Origin of the sequence: Acinetobacter sp. 251-1 (assembly GCF_030329305.1) — a bacterium.
GTDB classification, from domain to species: Bacteria; Pseudomonadota; Gammaproteobacteria; order Pseudomonadales; family Moraxellaceae; genus Acinetobacter; species Acinetobacter piscicola_A.
In genome coordinates, this window is the sequence record NZ_JACANS010000008.1 from 15,994 (window position 1) to 30,343 (window position 14,350).

Consider the following 14,350-nt stretch of genomic DNA (forward strand, 5'->3'; position numbering starts at 1 on the left):
ATTTACTTTGCAATCCGCCAAACGGCTAAAACACTTGCCAATACAATCAACACAATAGAAATATACCACGGTGCAATAATCGCAATAGATAAGAAAATCGCCATGATACTGCCGAACATCCAACTACGTTTTTGTTGATGTTCCACTTCCAAACGCATCATTTGTAATTCATGTAGCTGTTTAGCATGCCATGCCGACTGATTTTTTAAACCATTTAAACTGTCGATCATCAGCGTTGGGAAATCTTGCGCACCTAAAAGTAAATCAGGAATTTTTTGTCCCAATTCTTTTAAGTTTTTCTGTGGATTCATTTGCGCTTTAACCCATTCGGTTAGAATCGGTTTTGCTAGACTCCAAATGTCCAAATCAGGATAAAGGTCTGTGCCTAAACCTTCTACATGTACCAATGTTTTCAGTAATAACATCAGTTGTGGTGGGATTTCCAAATGGAAACGACGTGCAATATCCATGACCTGAATCAGGATGCCTGCAAAGTCCAATTCATGCATCGGTTTGGACACCATAGGTCCAACTGTACGACGCATTTCACGGGCTAAAGCATCTTGATCGGTTCCCGGTGGAATCCAACCTGCTTGATGCACAATCTGAATCAGTTGCATAAAGTCGCTGTTCATGACCGCAAGTAACATACGGGCAACGGTCATCTGATCGGACTTAGACAACTCACCCATAATTGCACAGTCGAGTGCAATATAACGAGGTTTGCTCGGATTCAGGGTTTCAACAAAGACATTTCCCGGATGCATGTCGGCATGGAAAAAGTTGTCACGGAACACTTGGGTAAAGAAAATGGTTAAACCTTTTTCAGCTAGATCTTTACGATCCATGCCGAGTTTTTCAAAGGTTTCAATATCTGAAATTGGTACGCCTGTAATGCGTTCAGCCACCATCACATCTTTGCTGTCCATATACACTTCAGGCACATACATCATGCTTGAGCCTGTGAAGTAATGGCGCATACGGCGTGTGTTATCCGCTTCTAAAGTCAGATCCAGTTCATTTAAAATGACTTGACGATAGTTCTCGATAATTTCTGAAATATGAACCGCACGAGCAGCTTCAAGTCGTTTTTCTAAGCTTGCACCGAGCCATCTGAGAATTTCAAAATCTTCTAAAATTTGGCTGCGAATGTCAGGACGGGTAACTTTGACCACCACTTCGCGACCATCATGCAAAGCCGCAGTATGCACTTGCGCAATAGATGCCGCAGCCAAAGGTTGCTCATCAAAACGAGCAAAAAGTGTCGTAATATTGGCTTTTAAGGATTCTTCAATACGGGTTTTGGCAACATCAACACCGAATGGTTTCACTCGATCTTGTAATAAAACCAATTGCTGTAGAATTTCAGGTGGAATTAAATCACGGCGTGTTGAGAGCAATTGCCCCATTTTAATTGCCAAAGGACCCATTTGCTCCAAAGCCTCTTTGAGCTTGAGAGGATTCTTTTTCTCTTTACTTGACCATGCTGCAGGGTGCATACGAATAAGCGACAAAGCATGGCGGGCTTTTTCAGGTAATTCTTCCGCAGGAACCAGTGTGTCGAGTCTATAGTGCGCGGCGATGCGCCAAAGTTCGAGTAAACGGCTAATATGCGGAATCATAAATTACATTACCTGATGTTAAGAGGGAGTAGTGGGGTTGAGTTGTTGCTGTAGCTGCTGAATTTTAGCTTCAAGTCGATCGATATTCTGATTGAGTTGACGGGTATCTTGTTGCAGATCATCCATTTGCCAACGTGGTGCAAATAAGCCTGTGTCTTCTTTTAAAAAATCCTCGGCAAAGAATAAATGACTTTGCAGGGAACGCTTTAAATGCTTCGGTGCAAGCTGAATTTTGGCAATTTCATGTGCCAATGCAGGACCAATCCACGGGCTTAAATGTGACGCTAAATCAGGCTCGGCCTGTTGGATAATACGTTGAATATCCTGCAATAAATGATAATCACCTTGCAATGGAATATTGCCAATATCATCAGCTAAAAATAGCTTTGCCAATTCAACGATGCTTTTTACATGCAAGGTTGCAGTTGCTTCCGTGATGACCGTATTTTGATCAAAAGGACGTTGCTCAAAAACCGAAGGTGTTTCACTTTTACCTGTCACAGTCGGTTCTAAACGGACTTTATTTTCATCAAAAAATACATCTACAGACAGCTGTGGTGAATCAATCACTACACGCAGCAACTTGTCTTGTAATTGATTGAACTGAATACGAGTGATCGCATCCAGATTGATAAATTGATTGATGAGTCGTTCAACTGCACCCAGTGCCAGAATGGACCACATAATTCAACCTTTATGCTATTTGGGGGAAACTTATAGTTTGAAGCCGCGGTGTACCGCAACAATTCCACCCGTTAAGTTATGGTAATCGGTATTTTGGAAGCCTGCATTTTCCATCATGCCTTTTAAGGTACGTTGGTCAGGGTGCATACGGATGGATTCAGCTAAATATTTATAGCTTTCTGAGTCATTCGCCACGATTTTACCCATGATTGGCAATGCCGTGAATGAATACAGATCATACAATTTTGAGAATGGCTCAAACACAGGTTTAGAAAATTCTAAAATCAGTAAACGACCACCCGGCTTAAGCACACGGTACATGGCTGCAAGGGCTGCATCTTTATCGGTCACATTACGTAGACCAAAACTGATGGTTAGTAGGTCAAAACTATTGTCTTCAAATGGCTCTAAGGTTTCAGCATTTGCTAAGACAAAATCAACATTGGTACAACCTGCATCAATCAGACGGTCACGACCGACATTGAGCATGGATTCATTAATATCTGATAGAACCACATGACCGGTAGGACCGACTTCACGGCTAAATACTTTAGCCAAGTCACCAGTACCGCCTGCGATATCAAGCACGCGCTGACCACGGCGCACACCAGACATATTGATCGCAAAGCGTTTCCATAAACGGTGAATACCAAATGACATTAAGTCATTCATGATGTCGTATTTGGCTGCAACAGAATGGAATACTTCAGCCACTTTTTGTGCTTTATCTTCACTGTTGACGGTTTGATACCCGAAATGCGTGGTTGCGCCGACATTGCCTGTATTGGCACCACGTGGCAGATTATATTTGGGTACTGTTCCTGAAACAGGGGTATCGGTCAACTGTTGTTGTAAAGATTGTTGCTGACCTTGTGGCGCACCTTGCGGTAATGGTTCTGTTAAGAATGGACTGACTTTGTCTGTATTTGTTGCCGATTCAGCTGCTTGGCTTGGCTTTTGGTTTTCATCCGACACGTGAGTCACTCCTGAACACAAAAATAAGAAATCTTGCCATATTTTGCATGATGACAGATTCTGTGATTTTTTACAGTGCCGATCATGCAAAATTTAAGGTTAATGTTAAACCCCAAATAATATTATAGAAAATATGGCGTTTATGTCGTCAATTCGATCATAAAACCTTATCATATTCTAAAAGGATTGGCTTGTCCTGAATGTACATTATTGACAATTTCACGTTCTTTGACTGTAAATGCATGAATAAAATCAGCCGCAGATTTCATTGGTTTCATTGCAGTAAAACCTTCACCAATAAAGTCATACATCAAATCAAATTGATACTTATGTGCGGTGCCTTTACACATTTTAAAAGCAGTATGCATGATAAATGAACGCATGTATTTGTCCAATGCAGCTCCTAAATCATCCAATAAGCCCAATTGTTGTAAACGGGCATCATGTTGGTCAAGCTTGATTAAGGTTAAGCGCATCATTTCATCATCAATCGATTGATCTATGGGATAATCTTGTAACAGTTGCGCTGCAACTTGCTCATCAAGTCGCATTGCTAATACAGCCAAACCAACTGATTTTAAACCTGTTTGGATGGCATTTTCAGGAATGATTTTTTCCGCTTTGTGTGCATATTTTAACAAACGTTCAATTTGAATGGCTAAATCATCAAAATCAGGACCACCATAGAGACGGTGAATAAAATAGTCTGCCATGAGTTTATTTTCTTTGCGGTTAAATAACTCAGTATGGGTTGCTAAAATACGTGCTTTTAACCAATCTTGTGCTTCATGCAAACGTTTTTTAAGTACAGGATTTTGATGATAATTTAACTGCTTATATTCTTCTAAAAGTTGGTCAAGTGCTGCGAGTTTAGACATGTGTGAACTCAATTTCTATATATTCAAGAAAATCATAATCACAGTTTATCTGAACAACCATGACGATATGATATGAAAATGACTGAAATTAAGTCAGTTGGTGCTTGATTTAGAGTGTAATTGAAAATATAAGAGGCATATTTTGCTATAAAAACTGATACAAAAAATGTGTGCAGGCAGAGCAAATCTTTGTAAACTTAAAAAAGTATAATGAAAACATAAGAAAAGAGCCTATTTATGAAAATAACTGAATCCGCATGTGAATTGGTTGATCCCAATCAACTGTCTTTGGATCTGATCGAAGCACAATATGCTTTGAAAAATACGCGAGGACAAAAAAATGCCAAAAGTTTGGTGATTTTGGTCAGTGGCATTGAACTTGCGGGTAAGGGCGAAGCAGTGAAACAACTGCGTGAGTGGGTTGATCCTCGATATTTACGAGTCAAAGCTGATCCTCCGTATATGATGCAAAAAGATCAAGCCTTTTGGCAGCCATACGCGCGTTATATTCCTGCTGAAGGGCAGATTTTAGTGATGTTTGGGAATTGGTACAGTGACTTATTGTCCACAGCTTTGCATGTTTCTGCACCCATGGATGATACCTTGTTCGATGCTTATGTCTCACAAATGAATGCCTTTGAACAGGATTTAAAAAATAATCATGTTGATGTCATCAAAGTTTGGTTTGATTTGTCATGGAAATCATTACAAAAACGCTTAGATAAAATGGATGCTGAAGACCAACGTTGGCACAAATTACACGGTTTAGATTGGCGCAATAAAAAACAATATGACAATGTGCAAAAATTACGTCAGCGTTTTACCGATGATTGGATGGTGATTGACTGTGAAAATGAAGAAATGCGGGATCAGCAGTTTGCGCAATATATTTTAAAAAACTTGCAGCATTTGCCAAGCTATGCCACACAAGTCAAAGAAAAATGGCAGCAAGCAGAAGTGCCTAAAGCATTACTTGACGTTTCAAGTGATGCAATGGATGAGTCAGACTATCAAAACGAGTTGAAAAAGCTGACCAAGAAAGTCGCGGAAGCCATGCGTTTTGATGGGCGTAAAGTGATTATTACCTTTGAGGGGATGGATGCTGCGGGTAAAGGTGGGGCAATTAAGCGGATTGTTAAAAAGTTAGACCCACGAGAATACGGCATTTATACCATTGCAGCACCTGAAAAATATGAATTAGCACGTCCTTATTTATGGCGCTTTTGGACAAAATTATTGGAAGATGAGAAGATCTCGATTTTTGATCGTACATGGTACGGGCGTGTCTTGGTCGAACGCATCGAAGGTTTTGCCACACCTGTTGAGTGGCAACGTGCCTATGATGAAATTAATCGTTTTGAAAAAGACTTAACTGATAATCAATATGTCATTGTGAAGTTTTGGCTTGCCATTAGCAAAGATGAACAAGAAGCACGTTTTAAAGCACGAGAAGAAACACCACATAAGCGTTTTAAAATTACAGAAGATGATTGGCGCAATCGTAGCCATTGGGATGATTATTTGAATGCCGCAGCAGATATGTTGCAACGCACACATACGTTTTATGCACCGTGGCATGTGATTTCAACCAATGATAAATACACAGCACGTATTGAAATTTTAAAGACCATTTTAAAGCAATTGAAAGCAGATTGAGAGCTAGGTAGGCGTTTTTGAATCTAGTATATTTATCGTACTATTGCCAAATATACTGTTGAATAACACTTTATCTCATGCAAAAAAAAGCGGATTAATCATCCGCTTTTTCAATTAAGACATTAAGAATATTGCACAATCTTTTCTTTTTGTTTGTTTTGAATGCCTTTTGCTAATTTATAACATTCATCTACATGGGCTTCAGCCACTTTTTTCATCACGATATAACCCAAACTTGCCGCAATGATTGAACCACCCAAAGGAATAAATTTGGTCACTTGTTTGGTAATGACTTTGGCTGCAACATTATTGAGTGAGGATTTAACCGCAGTACGTGCCACCACTAGACCTGAAAACTCAAAGCCACGTTTACGTAGTTCATTCCAATGAATCTGTTTGGTTTTTGGGTCATATACACTGATTTGCTCAGGGGCTAAACCAAAACGGGCATTAATTTCAGGGATTAATTGCGACAAAATTCCCACATCGATCACGACATCAAAAAATGGGACGGGAATAATCGCAGCACCTGCTGAAAAATAAGCACGTTTTTTGACGAGTTCTAAACATTCATTTCGAACAGTTTCTAGGTTTAGACTTGGGTCAATGGAGTCTGGGATTTTATCAATTTTCATAAAATATCTACCTGTAATTCAAACTATTTATCGTATTTATGCGGTTGCATTATTTTAGCTTGAAATAATAAAGTTATTTCCAAATAATGCAGTAAAAATGCCATAGTATGATGCAGTTGTATAGTGGCGAATGTTTATGTTTTTGTGCATAAACAGAACAATAAGTAGCAAAATGGTTGAGGGATTATGGCAATTCATGTTATTCAAAGCCAATCAATAGAGGTCTTGGTTCAGGGGGTTTTAAAAAGCACCCATGTTGTCTCAAATGACCCTTTTTCTGTCCTAAAGCCACAACATTTTATTGTTCCTAGTCCTGCAATTGAAGAATGGCTGAGCCAAAAAATGGCAGAACAGCAAGGCATGAGTGCCAATACCATCTTTCATCAGCGTATTCGTGGCTTTCAGTGGTTTGCATATCAGCAAGTTTTGGAGGATAAAGATAAAGTCCGTAAAGCCAATATTCCCCGTTTGATTATGAAGTGGCGTATTTATCAAACCTTAAAAGGCTTTATTGTTGCCGAGGACAATACACTTGCAGAAGATCATCCATTATTTGGTATTATTCAACGGATTTATGATGCAGCTGCACAGCTGGACCATGGTTTGGAAAAACAACTGAAAAAACAAAGCATGTTGTATTGGACTGCAGAACAAGTCTCGAAATTGTTCAGTAACTATATGCAATATCGAGGGGATTGTCAGCGAGGCTGCGGTGAGTTATGTCATTGTCCAAGCAATTGGTTAGGGCAATGGGGGCGTGGTCAGGAACTTGATTTAGAACAACAATTTTTTAAGACTCAGCAACAAGTTTCGGCTTTTACGTTAAATCAAGCCCAAGAGTTGGAACATTGGCAGCGCTGGTTGTGGCAACACACCTTTCATGAAGACTTTGTTGAAATGCAAGGGATTGATGCGGATTTTTGGCAAGTTATGGATGATCCCGCGAAACGACCACAAGCCCTGAAAAAATTACCTGACCAGTTGATTGTGTTTACCTTATTGGACTTACCACCCAGTCAGTTGCAGTTTTTAAGACGTTTGGGGCAATATGTGGATGTGGTGATTTTGCACTACAACCCCTCACAAGAATATTGGGCAGACAGTGTCGATCCGAACTGGAAAAAACAATACGATTTAAGGGTGAAAGAACGTTTTATTGCCAAATATCCCAAAGCCACAGATGCCGATATTCAAAAGTTTTTTGATGAATTTACGTTAAATTTTAATGCTGAAATTCGTGAGTCTCGTCATCCCTTGCTGACTCGTTTTGGTAAGCAAGCGCGTGACCATTTCTCGATTCTTTCCAATTTGTCTTCAGGTGAAGAAGGGCAGTGGATTGATGCATTTGTCGATGAAGAACCGAAAAATTTACTGACCAAATTACAGTCCGATATTTTGTATTTGGTTGAACCTGAACCACATGCTTATCCGATTGCTAAAGAGGATGATTCGATTCAAATTCATGTTTGTCATTCGGCATTGCGTCAGTTGGAAGTATTGAAAGATCAACTCATCCATTGGTTAGCGCAGGGCACAGTGGACAATCCACATCGTCCAAGTGATATTTTGGTGTTAGCACCGGATTTAAAACAAATTGAACCATTGGTTCGCAGTATTTTTCCGCATATTCCCAACCAAGATAGTGTTTATTTACCTGTCAAAATTGCAGGGGTTATACAGCTTGATGCAGTCAATGCATGGCGAGCAGTGTTGGGGCGGATTCAGTTGGTGCAAGGGCGTTTCAGTGTTGAAGATTTCGCGGATTGGCTGAGTTTGAATGCCACCCAATTGCGTTATGGCTTGGACATTTCCAATACTGAACGTATGGTTGCGTTATTGATTAATGCAGGCTTTAAACGTGGTTTGGATGCAGTGCATTTACAGCGTACTTTAAGTGCTGACGATACCGATTATCGCTTTAGTTTTAAATATGCGCTAGATCGTTTGGCATTGGGTGTTGCTATTCCTGAACATACCATTTTTTCTCATCCACAGGGCGATACATTAAGTTATGCGCAAGTATTGCCGAGTGATTTTGAACTGATTGCGACCTTGATCGAGATTTATCAGGATTTTGCCGCGCGCCGTGAGTGGATGATTGCACATGAAACGTCTACTTTATCTCAGCAAAAAATCCATGTTGAATCATGGTTAAAACGTTTGATGCAAGACATTGTTGAGTTTGAGCAATGTGGGGTTGAGGCTTTAAAATCGGTGCGTGAAATTGTCAAAAAACAAGAACGTATGCTGACTTTGGCAAATTATTATGATCAGCGTAATGCACCACAGCATGATGCGCAAGATATAGCAGTGCTGCGTAATATCGATCTACCTTTGCCTTATTTGTTGCATGAAATTCAAAATGTGTTGGAAGGACAATTTGATCAGGCTTTACCGACAGGACAGATTACTTTTAGCCAAATTGGGCAAATTCGACCATTACCTTATAAATTGATTGTGATGTTGAATTTGGATAGTGGCAAATTTCCAAATCGAAATACTCATTTACCTTTTGATTTAATGGAAATTTTAAAACCACAATTGGGTGATCGTTCACGTTTGGATGATGATCAAGGCGCATTTTTAGATGCTTTATTGCTTGCGCAGGAAAATCTGTGGTTATTTTATAATGGCTTTGACGTCAGTGATGGTGAAGTACGTGATCCATCGAGCGTATTACAAGAATTGATCAATCATATCGCATTGATTGCACAATCGCCTGATGATATGAGGCATGATCCATCTGACAAACCATCCCTTGAGCGTGCTGATCGGATGATTGAAAAAGAAGGTATTGAAATTCCTGAACAAATTCAGTCTTTATATCATGTACATCACTTACAACCGTTTGACCCAAGTGGTTTTACCTCTACAGATCAGTTACGTTATCAAGATCAATGGTTTGCAGTGGCACAAAAAATTCAGCAAACGGCAAATTTGTCACCGCGAGAAGCTTGGGTGAATACACCTTATCCTATGGTGCAAGAAAACATCACGGTGTTGGATGCAGCACAATGGATTCAGGATGTTACATTCCCTGCACGGTTATATCTGAAAACTTTGGGTGTGGAAAATCTACGCGCGGAAGATATCCCTGCATTAAATGAACCCTTGGTGCTTGATGGTTTGGCAAAATATCAAATTCGACATTTTCTACAAAAACAAAATGCAGTGCATGCAGACCATGTTGATTGTGAATCAAATTTAATGGCTGATATTGGATTATTACAAGATCAATTGCCGATTGGTAAAGTGCAATACAGTGCATGGCAAATGAGTTTGGTTGAACAGGAGCGTTTAAAAGAACGTTTGCATCTGTATGCAGCTGAAGTAACAGCGACTACGCAACGGCAATGGTGTATTGAAAATAATGTGGTGATGAATATCACGGTGCCGAAACAACATGCTGGGCATTGGATCAGTTTGGATGCTGCAAGTGCAAGGGGTACACGGCGTACCAAAGTATGGCTTGAATATTTGCTATGGCTGAGCTATTTAAATTTAGCAGGTGAACAAGCACAGGGTTTACAACGTATTACAATATTTAGTGATGCCACCATTGTCAACACAGGGTTAACTTCGGCGCAAGCTAAGGCGTATTTATTGGCATGGTTTAAAGCCTATGTTTATGGTCAGGCTGAACCTTTGGTTTTACCTGCTGAATTATTGATGACGAAGAAAGCAAATAGCCAAGATTTATTGGTGATGAATGCAGAGCAGGAAGTGGAATGGACTCGGAATGAAGCAGGGCAATGGGTGTTGAATAGCATTGATGCTGTATTAAAAGAATGGAATAAAAGCGATGCGTTCCTGACGTATAGTTTGGATCGAACAGAGTCGAGTAAAAAACACAGAGACTGGCAGTTTATTTTACAGGAACAAGACGCAACAGCTTTGCTGCAACATGCTTGTGATCTGTTTGCCTACGACTTATATCAACCGATTTATCAACATCAAAAAGTTGCAGAGGAATAATCATGACTGAGCACACTTCTGCCAACACTGTTGTTCATCAGAGTTTTATAAAGACCAGTATGCTGAATAAAAAGATTTCGAATGAACCAATTGCAGATTTGCATTTTTCAGGTTTGCATTGGATTGAAGCATCGGCAGGGACAGGGAAAACCTATACATTATCGAGTCTAATGGTGCGGATTTTTCTTGAAAAATATCTTCCTCGCCAAGTGATTGCGACGACATTTACCCGTAAAGCGGCAGCGGAGTTAAAGAGTCGTATTCGTGCGCGTTTACAGGAAACGTATCGTTATTTTGATGCTTGTCGTGACTTGAGCGAACAAGAAATATTGCTTAAAGCACAAAAGGAAAAAGATCCATTATTTGCCAAATTATTACTGACTTTTGCGACACAAGTTGCCTATGCTTGTGAGCGTTTGAAATTGGTTATTGATCAGTTAGATGAATTATTTGTGGGGACATTGGACAGTTTTAGTCAAAAGTTATTGCGTGAATTTGCCTTTGAAAGTGGCAAGATTGAACGGGCTGAAATTACCGATGATGCAAAAAGTTATAGTCATCAACTCATTCACGATGTGCTACGAGAATGGATTCAAGCACAACCACAAGAAGTGGTGGATTATTTAGTCGTCAATAAAAAGCTAAAATCTCAAGATGGCTACATTGATCTTGTCGATAAAACGCTTAATTTTAGCAATGCAAAAATATTGCAATCTCAAGATGTTAATATTGATTTTAATCAGTTAAAACAAGCTGTTGCTGATTTGGTCGCAGTGGATTTGAGTACTATTTCGAAGCTTTCACCTTATTATGAGTTAGAGAGTATTTCAGCGGATAAGTTCCTTAAACCTTGGAGCGAGCCAGGTGTGATGAAGTCTTTATTGTTTAACGACTTGCCCCTCTTGATCGAAAAACTCAAAGAAAACGGTTATGCGGTACTTTTTGATGAAAAATACAGTCAAACCCTCAGTCTTTTAGAAAAATTAACCCAAAAAACGTTAAGTACTGCAAAAACCAAAAAAATTCCACAGCAAGTGTATGATGATTTTAATTTTCATCCTGTCATTCGTGCATTCACTATTTTTTTTGAAATTTATCATGCGTTTAAAGGTGCTTTAACCAAAGTAGAAGAACAGTTAAATATCCATTTGGTTCAGGAAGTTAAAAAACGCTTACCACAAGTTTTACAACAAAAAGGTGAAACTACCTTTGCACAGCAAATTCGGACACTGGCTGAAGCGTTGCAAGGTGAGCAGGGACAACGTTTTGCGACTTTTGTACATGCACGTTATCCCTTAATTTTAGTGGATGAATTTCAAGACACCAACCAAGATCAGGATGATATGTTGGCACAAATTTGGCGCCATCCCAGTCGTGTCAAACAAGGCTGTATGATCATGGTCGGTGACCGTAAACAGGCTATTTATGGTTTCCGTGGTGGTGATATGTTGACGTTCTTAAAGGCACATCAAGATGTCTTTGGTAAAGACGGGCATGAATATAACCTGATTTATAACCATCGTTCGGTCAAACCCTTAGTTGAAACAGTAGATGCCTTATTTCAACGACAAATGGATTTTGGAGAACAGGTGATTTACCCACCTGTACAAGCGGGTAGTCGTCCGCATCCTGCACTTATGCAAGGTGAAAGTGAAAATTTACAGCCTTTACGCTGGCTACAATTGGAAAAGCCTGAACAAGAAGCAGAGCAAGTGGCTTGGAAGATTCGAGATTTACTCAATCAAAGTATTCAAGGGACATTATATTTTCAGGAAAAAGGACAACAACGCCCTTTAGATGAAAGCGATATTGCAATTTTAGCACCGAGCAAAAGTGACTTAGATGCAGCGCAAAACGCATTGCAGTTTTATGGCATCTTATGCAATAGAGAATCTAAACAGAGCGTATTTGACAGTCAAATCGCCCGTGATGTTGGGGCTGTATTGACAGCGATTATGCACCCTTATGACGAGGCGAAAGTAAAACGTGCTTTGCTGAGTCGTTTATTGGGTTTTCAATTGTCTGATTTGATTAAATTGGAACAACATGCTGATGGCTTGAGTCAATATATTGAACAGTTCGATTTAATTCGTGAAATGTGGCTGAATCAAGGCTTTTTAACAGCATGGCAATATACGCTGCATCAATTTTCCGTCTGGACGAAATTAGTCGCAACACGCAGCCGTGATAATGAACGTGTGGTGGTCAATTTACGTCATTTGACTGAGCTGCTGAGTCAACATAGTGAGGAATATCAAGGTGCACAAAATCTTTATCATTGGTATTTAAAACAACTGACTTCACCAATGGAGCGAGAATGGGAGTTAGAACGTAAATTGTCCAATGCAGCAGGGATCAGGTTGATGACCATTCATGCTTCTAAAGGTTTAGAGTTTAATGTGGTCTTTTTATTGGGTGCAGACAAAGCCCTCAATAGTGATAATTCTTTGATTTTTACCCATACTGAACAATTGAATCACGACAATCATCAAATTGAAAAACATCGAGTCATTTCTTTAAATACCGAAGATAAAGATGACAAAAGCTTAGCAAAACAACATCATAAAGAGCGTGCTTTAGCTGAACATCACCGTTTATGGTATGTCGCACTGACGCGGGCAAGTCACCGTGTCTATGCCGTGATGCGTAATGATCTTGATCAATATGATAAAAAGGGCAAATTAAAAACCAAATCGACCACAGGACTTGCGTTTTGGCGTGGGCATCCTGCTGCAGCTTTTGAACATTGCGGCAGTGTTGTTGAACCCTTACTGACAGAATGTCCACCACGTTTAAAAAAGATCGAAACAGAGATTCAGCCTGTCATTGTTGCCCAAGCTTTTCCAAGTCAACGTTTTTATCCACGAGGAAAAACCAGTTTCAGTGCTTTGGCTCAGCATTCAGTACGACAAAAAGCGCAGGATCATTTGGCAGTGTTTGAACATGGGCAAGACCGTGCTGCGGATGAAGTACAATCTGAAAAAGCAAATTTTGGATGGCAAAACAATCCAGCCAATCCATCACAGCCAGTGCAACCCATTGCATGGATCAAAGCTAATTTTCCCAAAGGTACAGTCGCAGGGAATTTCTTACATGAAATTTTTGAGCATATCGATTTTCAGAACCGACAATTTTGGCATTTAGAGATTCACCGCCGTTTTAAAAATGACTATGCAGGATTATGGGCGGAGCTGATTGAAAAATATCAACAGGCATTTCCGAGTGAAGCGTTGCAACAGCAGCATGAAGATACCCTCATTCAATGGGTTATGGCATGGTTACAGGATGTTTTGAATACGCCCCTATTGGATCATTTTTGTTTAGGACAATTGCAAGCACATGAACATTTAGCGGAGTTTCCATTTTATTTGGCACTGTCAGATCGGGTCTTGGCCATTCAACGTATTTATGACTTATTTGATGAATATAAAGATACCCAAAAGATTCAAATGCCTGAATTTAATCGTGCAAATTCAGCACGATATTTGAATGGTTCAATCGACCTTGTATTTTTTGATGGTCAGCGTTATCACATTGCCGACTATAAAAGTAATTTTTTAGGTACAGACCAGCAGCATTATAACGCTGATGCTATTCAAAATAGTATGAGTTCCGCAAGTTATTGGTTACAAGCCGCATTGTATCTGGTGGCCTTACATCGTTACTTAAGCATTAAACTTGAGCATTATCAGATTGATCAACATTTAGGTGGCGCAAGTTATTTATACCTACGTGGCATGAATGGTGAAGTTGGGCAAGGGTACTATTATTGGCGACCTGATTCAGAATTTATTCTTAGGCTTGACGCGATATTGGGTTATTTTGCTGAGGATAAACTTGGCAATATTGCATGAATATTTAGATGAATTTCTGTATAAACAATGAACTATGTTGTGGATAAATTTGTTGAAAACTCTGTAGATAA

At 39.6% G+C, this 14,350-nt stretch carries 8 protein-coding genes; 3 read left to right on the forward strand and 5 right to left on the reverse strand.

Going from position 1 to position 14,350, the window contains the following annotated elements:
• Positions 1 to 2 precede the first annotated feature (2 nt).
• The 4 genes from HX129_RS07850 to HX129_RS07865 all read right to left on the reverse strand — a co-directional run bounded on the left by HX129_RS07850 (position 3) and on the right by HX129_RS07865 (position 4,159).
• The gene (locus HX129_RS07850) at positions 3 to 1,622 is read right to left on the reverse strand and encodes an ABC1 kinase family protein (RefSeq protein WP_286435150.1); all 1,620 of its coding nucleotides are present in this window, start codon (positions 1,620 to 1,622) and stop codon (positions 3 to 5) included.
• Positions 1,623 to 1,640: 18 nt separating this feature from the next.
• Positions 1,641 to 2,306: a ubiquinone biosynthesis accessory factor UbiJ gene (locus HX129_RS07855; protein ID WP_180047125.1), complete on the reverse strand. Its 666-nt coding sequence runs from the start codon at positions 2,304 to 2,306 to the stop codon at positions 1,641 to 1,643.
• A gap of 30 nt (positions 2,307 to 2,336) precedes the next feature.
• On the reverse strand, positions 2,337 to 3,281 hold the full coding sequence (ubiE, locus tag HX129_RS07860) for a bifunctional demethylmenaquinone methyltransferase/2-methoxy-6-polyprenyl-1,4-benzoquinol methylase UbiE (RefSeq protein WP_130074264.1): 945 nt from the start codon (positions 3,279 to 3,281) through the stop codon (positions 2,337 to 2,339).
• A gap of 170 nt (positions 3,282 to 3,451) precedes the next feature.
• Positions 3,452 to 4,159, reverse strand: a complete 708-nt coding sequence (locus HX129_RS07865; protein WP_130074265.1) for a DUF8198 family protein — start codon at positions 4,157 to 4,159, stop codon at positions 3,452 to 3,454.
• 237 nt (positions 4,160 to 4,396) lie between these two features.
• Here HX129_RS07865 and pap point away from each other — a divergent pair, with 237 nt between their 5' ends.
• Complete coding sequence (gene pap / locus HX129_RS07870) at positions 4,397 to 5,815, forward strand: polyphosphate:AMP phosphotransferase (protein ID WP_174493422.1); 1,419 nt, start codon at positions 4,397 to 4,399, stop codon at positions 5,813 to 5,815.
• Between the two features lie 122 nt (positions 5,816 to 5,937).
• On the opposite strand, the gene HX129_RS07875 is transcribed toward pap, so the two are convergent.
• Complete coding sequence (locus HX129_RS07875) at positions 5,938 to 6,450, reverse strand: hypothetical protein (protein WP_130074267.1); 513 nt, start codon at positions 6,448 to 6,450, stop codon at positions 5,938 to 5,940.
• Between the two features lie 186 nt (positions 6,451 to 6,636).
• Between HX129_RS07875 and HX129_RS07880 the strand changes: the two genes are divergently transcribed.
• Positions 6,637 to 10,425, forward strand: a complete 3,789-nt coding sequence (locus tag HX129_RS07880; protein ID WP_286436142.1) for an exodeoxyribonuclease V subunit gamma — start codon at positions 6,637 to 6,639, stop codon at positions 10,423 to 10,425.
• 59 nt (positions 10,426 to 10,484) lie between these two features.
• Positions 10,485 to 14,279 carry a UvrD-helicase domain-containing protein gene (locus HX129_RS07885; protein WP_286435155.1) on the forward strand — a complete coding sequence of 1,265 codons (3,795 nt, stop codon included), beginning with the start codon at positions 10,485 to 10,487 and terminating at the stop codon, positions 14,277 to 14,279.
• Positions 14,280 to 14,350 lie beyond the last annotated feature (71 nt).